Source organism: Micromonospora orduensis (assembly GCF_006228125.1).
Classification (GTDB): domain Bacteria; phylum Actinomycetota; class Actinomycetes; order Mycobacteriales; family Micromonosporaceae; genus Micromonospora; species Micromonospora orduensis.
Map to the genome: position 1 here is coordinate 1 of NZ_VDFY01000145.1, position 16,734 is coordinate 16,734.

At 70.2% G+C, this 16,734-nt stretch carries 14 protein-coding genes; 4 read left to right on the forward strand and 10 right to left on the reverse strand.

The genetic code is table 11. The features are described from left to right. Positions 1-54 precede the first annotated feature (54 nt). Positions 55-459 (reverse strand): coenzyme B12-dependent isobutyryl CoA mutase small subunit, encoded by a 405-nt coding sequence (gene icmB / locus FHG89_RS13185; protein ID WP_139584684.1) that lies wholly within the window; start codon positions 457-459, stop codon positions 55-57. A 410-nt stretch (positions 460-869) separates the two neighbouring features. On the opposite strand from icmB, the gene FHG89_RS13190 reads away from it, so the two are divergent. Beyond that, positions 870-1,577, forward strand: a complete 708-nt coding sequence (locus FHG89_RS13190; protein ID WP_139584685.1) for a M23 family metallopeptidase — start codon at positions 870-872, stop codon at positions 1,575-1,577. A 262-nt stretch (positions 1,578-1,839) separates the two neighbouring features. Beyond that, entirely contained in the window at positions 1,840-2,601 is a 762-nt protein-coding gene (locus FHG89_RS13195; protein WP_139584686.1) for a M23 family metallopeptidase, read from the forward strand. Positions 2,602-2,644: 43 nt separating this feature from the next. On the opposite strand, the gene pcrA is transcribed toward FHG89_RS13195, so the two are convergent. Beyond that, positions 2,645-5,050 carry a DNA helicase PcrA gene (pcrA, locus tag FHG89_RS13200; RefSeq protein ID WP_139584687.1) on the reverse strand — a complete coding sequence of 802 codons (2,406 nt, stop codon included), beginning with the start codon at positions 5,048-5,050 and terminating at the stop codon, positions 2,645-2,647. A gap of 277 nt (positions 5,051-5,327) precedes the next feature. On the opposite strand from pcrA, the gene FHG89_RS13205 reads away from it, so the two are divergent. Continuing rightward, a complete protein-coding gene (locus FHG89_RS13205; RefSeq protein WP_139584688.1) occupies positions 5,328-5,717 on the forward strand; it encodes a chorismate mutase in 390 nt (129 codons plus the stop codon). Between the two features lie 131 nt (positions 5,718-5,848). Here the strand turns inward: FHG89_RS13205 and FHG89_RS13210 are convergent, their stop codons facing one another. The 8 genes from FHG89_RS13210 to FHG89_RS13245 form a co-directional block, all read right to left on the reverse strand. After that, the gene (locus tag FHG89_RS13210) at positions 5,849-6,862 is read right to left on the reverse strand and encodes an ABC transporter ATP-binding protein (protein ID WP_139584689.1); all 1,014 of its coding nucleotides are present in this window, start codon (positions 6,860-6,862) and stop codon (positions 5,849-5,851) included. Further along, entirely contained in the window at positions 6,855-7,883 is a 1,029-nt protein-coding gene (locus tag FHG89_RS13215) for an ABC transporter ATP-binding protein (RefSeq protein ID WP_139584695.1), read from the reverse strand. Before FHG89_RS13215 ends, FHG89_RS13210 begins: the two co-directional genes overlap by 8 nt. 26 nt (positions 7,884-7,909) lie before the next feature. Continuing rightward, the gene (locus FHG89_RS13220) at positions 7,910-8,875 is read right to left on the reverse strand and encodes an ABC transporter permease (protein WP_139584690.1); all 966 of its coding nucleotides are present in this window, start codon (positions 8,873-8,875) and stop codon (positions 7,910-7,912) included. Next, on the reverse strand, positions 8,868-9,794 hold the full coding sequence (locus FHG89_RS13225; protein WP_139584691.1) for an ABC transporter permease: 927 nt from the start codon (positions 9,792-9,794) through the stop codon (positions 8,868-8,870). The genes FHG89_RS13220 and FHG89_RS13225 overlap by 8 nt, the downstream gene beginning before the upstream one ends. A gap of 149 nt (positions 9,795-9,943) precedes the next feature. Beyond that, on the reverse strand, positions 9,944-11,584 hold the full coding sequence (locus FHG89_RS13230) for a peptide ABC transporter substrate-binding protein (protein ID WP_139584692.1): 1,641 nt from the start codon (positions 11,582-11,584) through the stop codon (positions 9,944-9,946). Positions 11,585-12,254: 670 nt separating this feature from the next. Then, entirely contained in the window at positions 12,255-13,403 is a 1,149-nt protein-coding gene (locus tag FHG89_RS13235) for a thioester domain-containing protein (protein ID WP_244295407.1), read from the reverse strand. Between the two features lie 192 nt (positions 13,404-13,595). Then, positions 13,596-14,282, reverse strand: coding sequence for a response regulator (locus FHG89_RS13240; protein WP_139584696.1), 687 nt, complete (start codon positions 14,280-14,282; stop codon positions 13,596-13,598). Positions 14,283-14,284: 2 nt separating this feature from the next. Next, the gene (locus FHG89_RS13245; protein ID WP_139584694.1) at positions 14,285-15,547 is read right to left on the reverse strand and encodes an ATP-binding protein; all 1,263 of its coding nucleotides are present in this window, start codon (positions 15,545-15,547) and stop codon (positions 14,285-14,287) included. A 157-nt stretch (positions 15,548-15,704) separates the two neighbouring features. Between FHG89_RS13245 and FHG89_RS33695 the strand changes: the two genes are divergently transcribed. Then, the coding region (locus FHG89_RS33695) for a PspC domain-containing protein (RefSeq protein WP_244295408.1) at positions 15,705-16,734 on the forward strand (1,030 nt) is incomplete at its 3' end.

A 16,734-nucleotide genomic window follows, 5' to 3' on the forward strand; every position in this document is an offset into this window, starting at 1 on the left:
CGTCCGGCCCCTCCCCCGTGCCCGGACCCGCCCGACGACCCCCGCCGGTACGTGTCAGGCGACCGGCTGCGCCACGTTCTCCCGAACCCACTCGACGATCGCCTGCGTGGTGGCCCCCGGCGTGAAGATCTTGGCGACGCCCAGCTTCTCCAGCTCGGGGATGTCGCCGTTGGGGATGATGCCGCCGCCGAACACGACGATGTCCCGGGCGTCCCGCTCGCCGAGCAGCTCCAGGACGCGACGGAAGAGCGTCATGTGCGCGCCGGACAGCACGGAGAGGCCGACCGCGTCGGCGTCCTCCTGGATGGCGGTCTCCACGATCTGCTCCGGAGTCTGGTGCAGACCGGTGTAGACCACCTCCATGCCGGCGTCACGAAGGGCGCGCGCGACGACCTTGGCGCCCCGGTCGTGGCCGTCCAGGCCTGGCTTCGCGACGACGACCCGAATACGAGAGCTCATCAGCGCACACCTTTCACCGGCTCCACGGCCTTCACCTGAACGAACGGTAACCCGGCCGGCCGGGCCCGGGAAATCCGGGCCGGGAAGCCGCCGGGCGCGAATCAGCCCGGGCGGGACCCGGCGGGCCTCGCCGTCAAGCCGGACGACTCCGCCGGACCGGTCACGCTCGGCGACGAACGGGCAGTAACGGGGGCACCGTTCGACGACGCGATGCATGACAATCATGGACGCAAACGGACAGATCGACACGCCAATTCTGCGCTCTGGCTTGTGACTCGCCTGGTGGTTGGCTAACGTGTCCACGGTTGTCATCAGGTCCATGGACGGGTGACGACGCGGTCAGCGGACGTTCAACGAAGCTTCGCGAACGCCCACCGGCCGCCTCGGAACCCCGACAACGGAGGGTGTGCGTGCGCCAGCGCCTGTCGTCTGAGCCCGATCGATATCGCGGTCGCCGCCGCGTACCCACCCCACCCCGCAGCCGCTACGCCGCGGTCGTCACCACGGCGTTCGTCGGAGCCGGCATCGTCGCGCTCGGCGCGAGCGCCCTGCCGGACGCCAAGGACATCAGCCCGTCGGTCCTCGACGAGCTCAAGCAGGCCTCCGTCACCAGCCAGGACGCCGCGGCCCGTGCGGACAACGCCGACCGCGCCTCCCGGGACAGCCGGGGCAAGGAGGCGGCCGAGCCCGAGGTCTGGCTGCTGCCGCTGCAGGGCTACGACTTCAACTCCCCCTACGGGCTGCGCTGGGGCAAGATGCACACCGGCGTCGACCTGGTCGTTCCGGAGGGCACGCCGTACGTGGCAGTGCACGACGGCCTGGTCACCAAGGCCGGCTGGTTCGGCGGGTACGGCAACGCGGTGATCGTCCAGCACGCCGACGGCACCGAAGCGATCTACGGCCACTCCTCCGCGGTCACCGTGAAGGAGGGGCAGCAGGTCAAGGCGGGCGACCAGCTCGGCCTGGTGGGCCAGACGGGCCACGCCTACGGCGTCCACCTGCACCTTGAGCTGCATGTCAAGGGCCAGCCGATCGACCCGGTGCCGTTCCTGCAGGAGCGCGGAGTGGACATCAAGCTGCAAGTCGAGGCAATCTACAGCGAGGTAGCCGCGTCCTGACGCTGCGTATCGACTGTTGACCGCCCGGATCTGTCGATCCGGGCGGTTTTCGTCGGTGGATGTCTGCTGGGTCACAGCATCGGCTGTGACCGACGACACCACACCGCATGATCACAATTACGGACGGACCAGCGCAGGGTGGTACGTATCAGGGCAGCACGCTGCCGACCCACCGGACGGCGGTCCGGTCCCGGTACCCGGCCCGAGCCGACCCGACGCCAGTATTTCGAGGTCAAGTGCCCCTCGACTGTGAAGGTCCGCCGTGCAGGAAGACAGCCCCGTCCAGAACGAGAACACCCCCGACACCACGGCCGAGCAGCCGCAGCGCCCCGGCCGGCGGAACCGCCTCATCGTGCTCGGCGCGGCCGCCGTGGTCGCGCTCGGTGTGGGCGGCGTCGCCGTCGCCACGACCGGCCCGGACCGCCCGGCGCCCACCGCCGTCTCCGCCGACGCGCAGTCCCGCGCCGAGGCCGCCAGCCGGGCGGACCGCTTCGCCCGCGAGTCGAGCGCGCCGGCCTCCCCGTCGGCCAGCCCGAGCGTGAGCCCGTCCACGGCCAGCGCCAGCCCGACCCCGACGAAAACGGTCACCGCGAAGCCGAAGCCGAAGAAGACCACCAAGCCGACACCCGCCTGGGTCGACCCGATGCCGGGCGCGTCGGTCACGTCCTGCTACGGACAGCGCTGGGGCACCCTGCACGCCGGCATCGACCTGGCGCTGCCCTCCGGCACGCCGATCCGCGCCGCCGCCGCCGGCACCGTCACCCAGGCCGGCGACGCCGCCGACGGGTACGGCAACTCCGTCTTCATCGACCACGGCAACGGATACCTCACCCACTACGCCCACCAGAGCCGCATCGCGGTCACCGTCGGCCAGAAGGTCAAGGCCGGCCAGGTCATCGGCTACGAGGGCGCCACCGGCGACGCGACAGGCCCGCACCTGCACTTCGAGGTGCACCAGGGAATGTGGAACCAGATCGACCCGGCGCCGTTCATGCGGACGCGCGGCGTCGACCTGGGCTGCTGAGCCACCACGCCCGGTCCGGCGCAACGCCGGGCCGGGCGGCCCGTCAGAGCTTGTCGATCGGCGCGTGCCGCAGCACCAGCCACATGGTCTGGTCGCCGAAGTCGATCTGCGCGCGGGCACCCGGACCGTGCCCCTCCACGGCGAGCACCCGCCCCAACCCGTACCGCTGGTGGTTGACCCGGTCACCGGCGGACACCTTCGGCCCCTGCGGCAGCTCACTGGCGGTGGTCAGCCGGCTGGCGTCCACGCCGAGCCGCTGAGCCAGCTGCGCCGCCTTCGGCGTACCCCCGGTGAAGGTGCCACGCACGCCGGGCGCGCGGTCCGCGCGACCGCCGACGCCGCCGCCCCCGCCAGCCCACGAGGTGTACGACCCCTCGGTGCGCTCCCAGTGCACCAGCTCCGTCGGCAGCTCCTCCAGGAAACGCGACGGCGGGTTGTAGGCCGGCTGCCCCCACGCCGAGCGGGTCACCGCCCGGGAGAGGTAGAGCCGCTGCCGGGCACGGGTGATGCCGACGTACGCCAGACGGCGCTCCTCCTCCAGCTCGCGGGTGTCGCCAAGCGAACGCAGGTGCGGGAAGACGCCGTCCTCCAGCCCGGTCAGGAACACCACCGGGAACTCCAGGCCCTTGGCGGTGTGCAACGTCATCAGGGTGACCACACCCTGGTGGTCGGGGTCGTCCGACGGGATCTGGTCGGCGTCCGCGACCAACGCGACCTGCTCCAGGAAGCCGGCCAGGGTGGCCCGCTCGCCGTCGTCGCCGGTCGCCTCGATGCGCTCGGTGTACTCCCGGGCGACGCTCACCAGCTCCTGGAGGTTGTCCACCCGGCCGGCGTCCTGCGGGTCCAGGCTCTCCTCCAGCTCGGTGAGGTAGCCCGAGCGGGTCAGCAGCGCCTCCAGCACCTCCTCCGGGGTGCCGGTCTCGGCCAACTCCCGGGCGCCGTCGAGCAGCGCCACGAAGTCGGCGATGCCGTTGGCCGCCCGGGTGGAGATGCCCGGCGCCTCCCGGGCCCGGCGCAGCGCCGCGCCGAACGAGATCCGGTCTCGGCTGGAGAGCGCCTCCACGCACGCCTCGGCGCGGTCGCCGATGCCCCGGCGAGGGGTGTTCAGCACCCGCCGCAGGCTCACCGTGTCGTCGTCGTTGACCACCGACCGCAGGTACGCCAGGGCGTCGCGGACCTCCTTGCGCTCGTAGAAGCGCACCCCGCCGACCACCTTGTACGGCAGGCCGACGCGGATGAACACCTCCTCGAAGACGCGGGACTGGGCGTTGGTGCGGTAGAAGACCGCGACGTCGCCGGGGCGGGTCTCGTCGGCGTCGACAAGCCGGTCGATCTCGCGGGCCACCCAGTCGGCCTCGGCGTGCTCGGTGTCGGCGACGTACCCGACGATCCGCTCACCGGCGCCGGCCTCGCTCCACAGCCGCTTCGGCTTGCGGGAGGTGTTGCGGTCGATCACCGCGTTGGCGGCGTTGAGGATGGTCTGGGTGGAGCGGTAGTTCTGTTCCAGCAGGATCGTCCGCGCGTCGGTGAAGTCCCGTTCGAACTCCAGGATGTTGCGGATCGTCGCGCCCCGGAACGCGTAGATCGACTGGTCGGCGTCACCGACCACGCACAGCTCGGCCGGCTCCAGGCCGTCGGTGCCGGAGACCAGCTCCTTGATCAGGACGTACTGGGCGTGGTTGGTGTCCTGGTACTCGTCCACCAGCACGTGCCGGAACCGTCGGCGGTAGCTCTCCGCCACGTGCGGGTGGGACTGGAGCAGGTGCACCGTCGTCATGATCAGGTCGTCGAAGTCCAGCGCGTGCGCCTCGCGCAGCCGGCGCTGGTAGAGCGTGTACGCCTCGGCGAGGGCCCGCTCGTTGGGGCCGGTGGCCCGCGCGGCGAACTGCTCCGGGTCGACCAGCTCGTTCTTCAGGTTGGAGACCTGGGCGGCCAACCCGCGCGCCGGGTAACGCTTCGGGTCGAGATCCAGCTCGCGGGCGACCAGCTGCATCAGCCGACGGGAGTCGTCCGCGTCGTAGATCGAGAAGGTCGACTTGAGGCCGGCGTGCTCGTGCTCGGCGCGCAGGATCCGGACACAGGCGGAGTGGAACGTCGACACCCACATCAGGCGGGCCCGCGGGCCGACGAGTGCGGCGACGCGCTCCTTCATCTCGCCCGCCGCCTTGTTGGTGAAGGTGATCGCGATGATCTCCCCGGGGTGGACGTCCCGGGCGGCGAGCAGGTAGGCGATCCGGTGGGTGAGCACCCGGGTCTTGCCGGACCCGGCGCCGGCGACGATCAGCAGCGGCGAACCGGCGTGACTGACCGCGTCACGCTGCGGACCGTTCAGCCCGGCGAGCAGCTGCTGCGGGTCGAGGCGGACGGCGGACGGACGGGGCCGGTCCGGACGGGCCGGCGCGGACTCCGGCGCAGGCGGGGACGCGGGAATGTCGAAGAGAGGATGCATCGCGCAGCAAGTCTATGCCGCCAGGCGGACACTTCCCGCCCGGCGGTCCCGCGCCCGACGCCCCTGTTGGCGCCGATCCTTGCGCACCGACCACCGTCGTGGGCATACTCGACGGCGTGATCGCTGCGCGCTACTACTTTTACTACGGCACCGGGAGTCCGGCTGCCGTAGGTCGCGCCTGATCGATCAGACCTGCGAACAGCCCCGGGCTCCTGGAGTCCGGGGCTTTTTGGTCCCAGGTTCCGGGCACCGGGCACCACAGTGCGAGAGGTACCCGATGATGACAGACGTGGTGGAGCAGAGCGGCAACCCGAGCCGACCGGTGGCCGAGCAGTCCCCGGCGAACGGGAGCGAGCCGGCGGTGGCGCCGCCGAGCGGGGAAGCCGGGCCGGGCGAGGCACGTACCGGCACCGCGGAGCCCACGGCCGCCGCCCGGATCGTGCAGATCAGGGAACGGATCGACGAGATCGACCATGCGCTCATCTCGCTCTGGCAGGAGCGGGCGACGCTGTCCCAGGAGGTCGGGGTCACCCGGATGGCCTCCGGTGGGACGCGGCTCGTGCTCTCCCGGGAACGGGAGATCCTGGAACGCTTCCGGACCGCGCTCGGCGCGGACGGCACCCAACTGGCACTGCTGCTGCTGCGGGCGGGGCGCGGCCCGCTGTGAGGGACCCCGTCGGCGCCGTGGGCGTCCGACCCGACCCCGGGCCCGCCCCGGGGGCCCGGGCGCGCACCGCGCCGTACAGACGGAACCGCCTGCCGTCGTCGTACTGACGTCGGCAGGCGGTTCCGGGGACCTCACACCTCGTGCGTGGCGACGATCTCGCGCTTCTCGGCGAAGTGGCAGGCGCTCGGGTGGTCCGAGCCCTGCCGGACCTCCAGCAGCGGGACCTTCTCGGCGCAGACGTCCTGCGCCTTCCAGCAGCGGGTCCGGAACCGGCAGCCCGAGGGCGGGCTGATCGGCGACGGCACGTCACCCGTGAGCCGGATGATCGTCTTGTGGTGCCGCTGCGTCGGGTCCGGCACCGGCACCGCGGAGAGCAGTGCCTGGGTGTACGGGTGCGTGGGCCGCTCGTAGATCTCGTCCTCGGTGCCGATCTCGACGATCTTGCCGAGGTACATGACCGCGACCCGGTCCGACAGGTGCCGGACCACGGACAGGTCGTGGGCGATGAAGACGTACGACAGCCCGAACTCGGCCTGCAACTGCTCCAGCAGGTTCATCACCTGAGCCTGGATGGACACGTCCAGCGCCGAGACCGGCTCGTCGCAGACGATGATCTCCGGGCGCAGCGCCAGGGCGCGGGCGATGCCGATGCGCTGGCGCTGACCGCCGGAGAACTGGTGCGGGTACCTGTTGATGTGCTCCGGGTTGAGCCCGACCAGGTCCAGCAGCTCCTTGACCTTGTTGCGCCGGCTGCCCTTCGGTGCCACCTCCGGGTGGATCTCGAAGGGCTCACCGATCAGGTCGCCGACCGTCATCCGCGGGTTCAGCGAGGTGTACGGATCCTGCATGACCAGCTGGATCTGTCGACGCAGACGCCGCAGCGCACCACCGGACAGCTTGGAGATGTCCTGGCCCTTGTAGACCACGCTGCCGGCGGTCGGCTTCTCCAGGTTCATCAGAACCCGGGCGAGGGTCGACTTGCCGCAGCCGGACTCGCCGACCACGCCGAGCGTCTCACCGGCACGCAGGCCGAACGAGACCCCGTCCACCGCCTTGACCTGGCCGACGGTCTTCTTGAACACCACACCCTGGGTGACGGGGTAGTGCTTGACCAGGTCACGGACCTCGATGATGTTCTCAGTCACGGTTCACCAGCTCCTCGGCGAAGTGGCAGGCGCTGGCCCGGGCGTTCCCCACCTGCAGCAGCGGCGGGACCTTCTCCCGACACACCGGCTGGGCCATGGGGCAGCGCGGGTTGAACGGGCAGCCCGGCGGGATGTTCATCAGGTTCGGCGGGAGGCCCTTGATCGTCCGGAGCTGCTGCCCCTTCTCGTCCATCCGCGGGATCGAGTCGATCAGACCAATCGTGTACGGGTGCGCCGGCTTCGCGTACAGGTCGTACACGTCGGCTTCCTCGACGATCCGGCCCGCGTACATGACCGCGATCCGGTCCGCGACGTCGGCGACCACGCCGAGGTCGTGGGTGATCAGGATCATGCCCATGTGCCGCTCACGCTGGAGCTCGGCGAGCAGGTCCATGATCTGGGCCTGCACGGTCACGTCGAGCGCGGTGGTCGGCTCGTCCGCGATCAGCACCTCCGGGTCGAGCGCCAGCGACATCGCGATCATCGCGCGCTGCCGCATACCGCCGGAGAACTGGTGCGGATAGTTGTTGAACCGGCTCTTGGCGTTCGGGATCTTGACCTGGTCGAGCATCTCGATCGCGCGCTTCTTGGCCTCGGCGCGGCCCAGGCCCCGCCGGACGCGGAACTGCTCGGCGATCTGGAACCCGACGGTGAAGACCGGGTTCAGCGCGGAGAGCGCATCCTGGAAGATCATCGCGATGCCCTCGCCGCGGATGCGGCGGCGTTCCTCGCTGGACATGCGGAGCATGTCCTTGCCGTGGAAGCGGACCTGCCCACCGGTGACGAACCCCGGGGGCGTGTCGAGGATGCCCATGATGGTCTGCGCCGTGACGCTCTTACCGGAGCCGGACTCGCCGAGCACGGCGAGGGTCTCCCCCGCGTCGACGTGGTACGTGACCCCGTTGATGACCTTTGCGACGCCGTCCCGGGTGCGGAACTCCACCCGCAGGTCGTCGACCTCGAGCAGCCGGCCGGAGGGACGTCCGGACCCGCCGGGTCCCGGCGCGGACTGCTCGGACACGAGAATGTCGGACAACTGGATCTCCCCTAGCGGAGTTTCGGATCGAGGGCCTCGCGAACCGCCTCACCGAGCATCACGAAGCTCAGCACTGCGGTGACGAGGAACGCGGCGGGGAAGAACACCAGCCCCGGCGCGACCCGGATGAACTGCTGCCCGTCACTGATCATGATGCCCCAGGACACCACCGGCGACTTCAGGCCGACACCGAGGAACGACAGCGTCGCCTCGGCGCCGATGAACGAGCCGACCATGATCGTGCCGTAGACCAGCAGCGGGGCCAGGCAGTTCGGCAGCAGGTGCTTGAGGATGATCCGGCCGGTGCCGGCACCCAGCGCCCGAGCCGCGACGATGTAGTCGGCCTCCTTGGTCGCGAGCACCGAGGAGCGCATCAGCCGCATCACGACCGGCCAGCTCAGCACGGTCAGGGAGACGATGACGAGGCCCATGATCTCGGCCTTGCTGTTGCTCGTGCCCGAACCGTTGAACGTGGTCAGGATGACGATCGCGCCGAGCACGAACGGCAGGCCGAAGAACACGTCGGCGATCCGGCTGAGCAGACCGTCGACCCAGCCACCGCGGTAGCCGGCGATGATGCCCATCGTGCCACCGACCAGCAGGGTGCCCAGCACGGAGAGCACGGCCACCACGATGGAGGCCCGCGCGCCGTAGATGACCCGGGCGTAGACGTCCCGGCCCTGCACGTCGTAGCCGAACCAGCCGTTCGCCGACGGCTTGTCGAGGCTGCGGGACAGGGAGCCGTTGACCGCGTCCCCCGGAGCGAACAGCGCCGGGAAGGCCGCCATCAGCAGGAAGACGACGATCAGCGTGGCCGAGATCCAGAACAGCGGCTTGCGCCGAAGGTCCCGCCAGGCGTCACCGAGCAGGCCGCGCGGCTTCTCGTTGCTCTGCGGCCCCTGGGTAGCGGGGGCGGGAGAGTCGGTCGGGTGCGCGGCGGGGGTGCTGACGATCGATGCGGTACTCGGGTCACTCATAGCGGATCCTCGGGTCCAGGGCGGCGTAGAGCAGGTCAACCAGCAGGTTCATCACGAGATAGACCAGCACCAGGACGACCACGATCCCTACCACGGTAGCGCTCTCCTTGGTGACGATCGCGCGGAAGACCTGCCGGCCGATTCCGTTGATCCCGAAGATGCCTTCGGTGACGATCGCGCCACCCATCAGGGCACCGAGGTCGGTGCCGAGCAGGGTGACCACCGGGATGAGCGAGTTGCGCAGCAGGTGCACACCCACCACCCGGCGCATCGGGAGGCCCTTGGCGATGGCCGTACGCACGTAGTCGGCACGGCGGTTCTCCGCGATGCTCGTTCGTGCGACCCGGGCTATGTACGCCACTGACGCGCTACCGAGCACGAAGCCCGGCACGATCAGCTCGGAGAGCCGCATCTCCGAGGAGACGGTCGGCTTGATGATGCCCCACTGAACGCCCAGCAGCCACTGGAGCAGGAAGCCGATGACGAAGACCGGCAGCGCGATCAGGAAGAGGGTCGACACCAGAACGAGGTTGTCCAGGAAGCCGTTGCGCCGAAGACCGGTCAGCACGCCGGCGCCGAGGCCGATGACGGCCTCGATGGCGAGCGCCACCAGGGCCAGCTTCAGGGTGTTCGGGTACGACGTCAGGATGATGTCGCTGATCTCGCGCTGCGAGAACGTCTGACCGAAGTCGCCCTGGACCAGGTTCTTCATGTAGTTGGCGTACTGCACGAAGACGTTCTGGTCGAGGTGGTACTTCTCGGTCATGAACGCGATGTACTGATCCGGGCAGCGACGCTCACCGCACTTGCCGGCGAACGGATCGCCCGGGACGGCCCAGACGAGGGCGTAGATCAGGAACGTCGTACCGATGAAGACCGGCACGAGTTGGAGCAGCCGTCTCAACAGATAACGGCCCATGGGGTGGTCCTCCAGACAGGGGGCGCGTCGGACGGCCGACACGGTGGTGACAACGTGGCGAGTGGAGTGTTGTAACACCCACTCGCGGAACGGCCCCGGGTCGGGCTCACCGGATGTGGCGAGCCCGACCCGGGGTCAGACCGTTCGGATCAGAGCTCGACCGAGGTGATGTCGAGTTCGCCGACGTTGTTCAGCTCGAGCTTCTTGATCTTCTCCGAGTGGCCGGACTGCTGGCCGTAGAAGTAGATCGGGATGGTCGGAACGTCCTTGTCGACCAGCTCGACAGCCTTGGCGAACGCCTCGTGCGAGGCCTCCAGGCTCGGGGCGGCGCTGGCCTGCTTGGCGAGCGCGTCGACCTCCTTGTTGCTGTAGAGGCCGTCGTTCGAGGAGCCACCGGTGACGAAGAGCGGGTTGACCCAGTTCTCCACGTCCGGGTAGTCCTGCTGCCAGGCAGCGCGGTACAGACCGGTCATCTTGTGGGCGTTGATGTTCTGGCGGAAGACCGCGAAGGTCGGCACGCCCTCAGCCCGAGCCTCGATACCGAGGTTGGTCTTGATCTGCTGCGCAACGGCGTCCATCCAGTCCTTGTGGCTGGAGTCGGCGTTGTAGTAGAGGACCATCTCGCCGGTGAAGCCACCGGCCTCGGTCAGCAGCTGCTTGGCGGTCGTCGGGTCGAACTTGCAGGCGGTGCAGTTACCCGGCTTGGCGCCCGGGGTCAGCGGGTTCGCCCAGCTGTCGGCCGGCTTACGGGTACCGAAGAAGATCTTGTCCGAGATCTCCTGCCGGTTGATCGACAGCGACACGGCGCGACGCAGCTTGGGGTCCTGGAAGCGCTTGTCGTAGATCGGGAACGCGATGAACGCGGTCGACGGGGTGACCGTGTTCATGCCCCGGTCACCGAGGTCGGTCTTCCACTTGTCACCGGCGAGCGCCGAGGTGGGGACAACCTCCATGAAGTCGAGGTTGTTCGCCAGCAGATCGTTGTAGGCCGCGTTCTCGTCCTGGTACAGCTTGACGTCGACGTCCTTGATCTTCATCTTGTCGCGCAGGTTGTAGTCGTCGAAGCGCGTCAGCTTGATGAGGACGTTGTCCTCCCACGACACGAACTTCACCGGGCCGTTGCCGATCGGCTTCTTGCCGAACTCCTCGGGCTTCATGGTGAAGAAGGCATCCGGCAGCGGCATGAAGGCGCTGTAGCCGAGCTTGGTCGGGAAGACCGCGGTCGGGGCCGCCAGGGTGACCTCGAACGTCTGCTCGTCGATGACCTTCAGGCCGGACATCTCCTTGGCCGACGGCACCGGGGCCTTCTTCGGGCCGTCCGCGCCGTCCGGGTCCTCGGTGTAGGTCTGGTCGAAGCCCGCGATGTCCGAGAAGAAGGTGCCGTTCTGCGCACCGTTCGGCGAGTAGGCGGCCCAGTTCCAGGCGTCGACGAAGTTCTTCGCCTTGACCTCGGTACCGTCGTGGAACTTGGTACCCTTCTTGATCTTGATCGTGAAGACCTTGGAGTCCTTGGTGTCGATGGACTCGGCCAGCGCGTTGCGCGGGGCCCCACCGTCGTTCGGGTACTCAACCAGGCCGGTCCACAGCCAGTCGACGATCTTGCCGCCGCCGGTCTCCGTCGTGTTCGCCGGGACCATCGGGTTCTCCGGCTGGACGCCGTGGATAACGATCGAGCCGTCCTTGCTGGCGGCGGCGTCGCCGTCGCCGCCACCGCTCGAGCAACCGCTCGCGACAAGCGCGGCAGCCGCGCTGAGCGCGATCGCGCTCGTCGCCCGCTTCGAGACTCTCATTCCGAGGGGCCTCCTCTTTCTAACCTGGTTCCGTCGTGGGTTTCACGCACGTTTTGGGGGTGACACCGCCCGACCACCCCGGGGGCGCGGGTCGTCGGGATCACAGGGAAGTTGGAGACACCCCTGATGTTCCGATCCGCCGGGCTGCCCACCGCCGAAGCGTGACCCTACGCAGGCGACACGGCCACGAACCGCCGTGAAAACAGCGAGGGTCGTGGTAATGGGCCGTACGGGGTGCCACACACCGAGGGTGAGGTGCTGCCACTGTGACACCCACTGGCCGCTTCCGTGAAGGTGCCGTTATCAAGCCGTTAGTTGCCCGCCACGTTGCCGATACTTGAAAAAAGATCACAAAGGGGTCGGGTCGGACGGCCCTGAGCAGGAAATACGTAGCCGAACCGTCCAGGACGGCGGTAAAGGCGCGGCGTCATGCGAGGTTTCCCGCGCTTCGTCCGACCTGAAATGCGCTCTCGTTATCTGTCCGTCCGGCTGACCTGGGCTTCGTCTGCACGGCCAAGATCGTCGACTGGGTGGCCGAGGGCGTCCGGGCCGCTCGTCTGATCCTCGACGGCGGCACGCGGACCGGGCATGCGGCCGGCGCCGGGGCACGAACGGCACCGGCCCCGACACCGCGCGAGGCGGAGCCGGGGCCGGGTGGAGCCGGAGTGGATCAGGCGGTGAAGCGGACCTTGCGACGGCGGACCATCAGCACGGTCACCGCACCCGCGGCGAGCAGCAGCACGCCCGCGGTCGCCGCCGCCGCGATCGGCGAACCGGTCAACGGCAGGGCGCCGCCACCGCTCACCGGCGAGGTGGACGGCGCCGGGCTGGCCGGCGACGCCGTGGCCGTCGGGGTGTCGGACGGAGTCGGCGACGCCGACACGGTCGGGGTGGGGGTCGGGCTCGACGGGGCAGCCGTGAACGACGCCGCGGCCTTGGCGGTGACCGTCGCACCGGTGCTGCCGCCGAGGATCAGCTTCTGCGCCTTCTGGGTGCCGGTGAACAGGAACACCCGACCGAAGGAGACCGAGTCCTGCGCGGTGAGCGTCACGTTGACCGTGCCGGCACCCTCGGCGGTCAGCCAGAACTGCCCGCCGTTGGTGATCGTGGTGACCGGCTTGCCCTCGGCGTCGACGGCCGCGCCGCCGGTGGCGGCGACGGTGATGGCACCCGCCGGGCCCTTCACAGTGAACGGGCCGGCCTTCGCGCCGACCGTCGCGGTGGCGTTCGCCGGGTCGACGGACAGCTCGGCCCGCGGCTCCGGCTGGTCGGTGGCGTTCTTGACCAGGTAGTCACGGACCTTCGTGATCACCTCGTACTGGTCGCGGGCGAGCAGACCCTTCTCCCAGGCGCCCAGCTCGATGCCGTCGCTGAAGTGCCAGACGGCGGTCTGGGTACCGAAGTAGAGCAGCGTCTCCAGCCGCTTCTTGCCGATCTTCGTGTCGACGCCGGCGGCGCCGAGCAGCGCGGTGGAGTCGGCGTTCGGGTAACCGTGAGTGAGCACCCACTGCACCTTGCCGAGGTTCTTCACCTGGGACTCGTCCCAGGTGCCCTCCTCGTACTTGCCGTCCAGCTTCACCGCGGTGCGGTAGTCGATGCAGAACGCCGGCACCAGCTTGCCGTCGATCTTGAGAGCGAGCGCCGACGTGGTGCGCTGCTTACCGTCGAGCTTCAGGGTGACCTCGGTGCCCTCGACCGCCTTGGCCACACCGGTGGCCGGGGCCGCGGAGGCGGCACCCGCCACGCCGAACGCCAGCGCGCCACCGGCCACGGCCGCCAACGCGACCCGAGCCCAACGTCGTCCTCGTTGTCCGAACATCAAGATTCGCGTACCTCTCCCCCAGGGGTGACCCGCTCGCGCGGGCACACGTGAGCCGCAGCCTCCGCGGGATGCTCAGCACCCACGCGCGGAGACGGGACCGGGGCAGTATGGGGTGACGACTGATCGTTTGTCAGCCCCGGACAGCGGTATCCGTGGCATCTGCCCCAAATGTCGGGGAAGAGGAATGGGTCACACGAGCCGGCGGTCCGCCGCCCAGCGGGAAAGTTCGTAGCGATTGGACATCTGAAGCTTGCGCAGCACGTTCGACACGTGCGTCTCCACCGTCTTGATGGAGATGAACAGCTCCTTCGCGATCTCCTTGTACGCGTACCCCCGGGCGAGCAGCCGCAGCACCTCCCGCTCACGGTTGGTGAGCTGGTCCAACTCCGGATCGGCGACCGGGGCGTCCGGCCGGGCCGCGAAGGCGTCCAGCACGAATCCGGCCAGCCGCGGACTGAACACCGCGTCACCGTCGGCGACCCGGCGGATCGCCGCCGCCAGCTCGTCCGGCGAGATCGTCTTGGTCACGTACCCCCGTGCGCCGGCCCGGATCAGACCGATCACGTCCTCGGCCGCGTCGGAGACGCTCAGCGCCAGGAACTTGACCTGCGGGTGACCCCGCCGCATCGCCTCCAGCACCGCGCGTCCACCGCCGTCGGGCATGTGCACGTCGAGCAGCACCACGTCCGGACTGGTGGCCGCGATCCGGGTTACCGCCTCGGCCACGGTGCTCGCCTCGCCCACCACCTCGACGTGGGCGCCCAGCTCCGCGCGTACGCCGGCTCGGAACATGGCGTGGTCGTCCACCAGGAACACCCGCAGCCGCTCGGGGCGGGCCTGGGCCTGGTCGAGGTGCTCGGTCGGCTGCTCGGCCATGGTCATCTGTTCCTCTCCGCTGCGGACGAGTCCCGGGAGATCGGCAGGATCAACCGGACCTCGGTCCCCTCCCCCGGTCCGGACCGGATCTCGGCCCGTCCGCCGTGCCGCTTCATCCGCCCGATGATCGAGCCGCGTACGCCGTGCCGGTGGTCCTCCACGGTATCCGGATCGAAGCCCTTGCCCCGGTCCCGGACGAAGACACTGACCTGATCCGGTTCCACCTCGGCGTAGAGCGACACGGACTGCACGCCGGCGTGCCGGGCCGCGTTCACCAGGGCCTCGCGCGCGGCCGCCACCAGCGCGCCCACCTTCTCGTCGGTCTCCCGGTCCCCCACCACGACCGCCTCCACGGTGATCGCGAACGTGTCCTCGACCTCGGCGGCGGCCTGCTCCAGGGCGGCGGCGAAACGCTCGTGCGGCGACGCGGTGGGCTTGTAGAGCCAATTACGCAGCGACCGTTCCTGCCCCCGCGCCAACCGCTGGACCGTCTTGACGTCCCCGGCGTTGCGCTGGATCAGGGCCAACGTGTGCAGCACCTGGTCGTGCACCATCGCGGCCAGCTCGGCTCGCTCCTGCTCGCGGATACGCCCCTCCCGCTCCGAGCGGAGCTGGTTGTACGTCCGCCAGAGCACCGGCGCGGCGACCACGCCGACCCCGGCCAGCCCCACCAGCGCGAAGATCACGCCGTTGATCACCGCGTCGAAGTTCTGCGCCGGCGAGTAGACGGCCGCCACACCGATGATGCCGACCGCGACGAGGACCCCTCCGCCGATGAACCGGAGCACGAAGGCCCGCCGGTCGCTCTCCTCGACCACCGCGCCGAGCCAGGGCACCGGCGTGTCGCCCCACCGTCGGCGCCGCTCCGGGGCGGACTGGTGCCAGATGACACCGGCGCCGACCGCGATGATGGCCACCAGCCAGCCGGCGGTGCCCGCCGCGCCGACCGAGTCGAACACCATCACCTGGATCAGCAGGACACCGAGCCCGATCCCCACGAACGGCAGGAGCTGGGCCACGTCCCGTCGGGGCGGGACGGCGGTGTCTCCGGGACGCAGCGGCACCACCGCCCAGAAGGCCGCGTACAGCAGCAGGCCCAGCCCACTCAGGCCGAGCAGCACCATGAACGCGACCCGGACGCGCAGCACCGAGATGCCGAGGTGGTCGGCGATGCCGGCGGCGACACCGGCGGCCATCCGATGCTCGGGGGCGCGGTAGAGGCGCGGGGGCGGGATGACGGTGCTGATCGCGGGCTCCCTGGTCACGGTGGCGGGTCGGTCGGGATCGGTGAGTCCGATCGTCACACGCTGCGGCGCCCGCGACCACGGGGACGCCCCCGACATTCCGGCCGTCCAGATCTCAGGGTGGGGTCAGGGTCGGGTCCTGAGGTCGCTCGGGCGGACCGGGCAGCAGGATCGAGGCATGACCGAGGAAGCTGCCCAGCCGGCCCGCCCGGGGTCGGTACAGCCGGGCGGTTCATCACCGCCCCCACCAGCCGCCACGCCGTCCGGCTGGGCCGAGCCCACGACGTTCGGCCCACCCAGCGCCGGGTCCGGTGCCGACCCCACCGCGGCCTTCGCGGGCAGCGGCGGCACGGGTTACCCGCCCGGCACCGGCTACGGGCCGGACACCGGCTACGGCGCGGCCGGGGGCACACCACCCGGCCCGGGCGGTCCCGGTCCGTCCGCGCCGCCACCGCCGCTGGGCGGCGCCGGCTTCACCTCACGGTACGGCCTGGTGCGGCCGCGTGAGGGGCGCTACCTGGCCGGGGTCTGCGCGGCGATCGGCCGGGCCACCAACACCGATCCGGTGCTCTGGCGGGTGCTGCTCGCCGTCCTCGGGTTCTTCGGCGGCATCGGCATCCTGGTGTACGTCGCCGCGTGGCTGATCATCCCGAACGAGGGCGACACGGCGTCCCCGGTCGAGTCCATGCTCGGGCGCGGCCGGTCCAGCATGTCGCCGGTGACCGTGATCATCCTGGGCATCCTGGTCGCGGCGAGCTTCGGCTACATCGTCACCGACGCCTTCCGCGCGGTGCTGCTCGGCGCGGCCATCCTGATCGGCGGGGCGCTGCTGCTCAACCGGGACAGCCGGGGGCCGCAGCCGGGCGCGCCGGTCGGGCCGTCACCGGTCGGCACACCACCCGGCCCGGTCCCGCCGGTCAGTTGGCCGGCTCCGGCGTACAGCGCGGCACCGCCCACCGGCGCGTCGGCGACGACGCCCCTGGCCGATGGCGACCCGGCGTACGCCACGCCGCCAGCCACCACCCCCGCCCCGGCGTACGACCCCCAGCCGGTGGCCGACACGCAACCGGTCTCCGGGGTGGGAGCGACCGCCGGGCAGCCGTCCAGCACGACGTCCTCGCCGCAGGCGGGCTGGCCGGCGCCCGCGCCCGTCTGGCCGGCCACCGGGGCTCCCAGCGCCGGCTGGCCGGCGGCACCGGTGCGCGGGG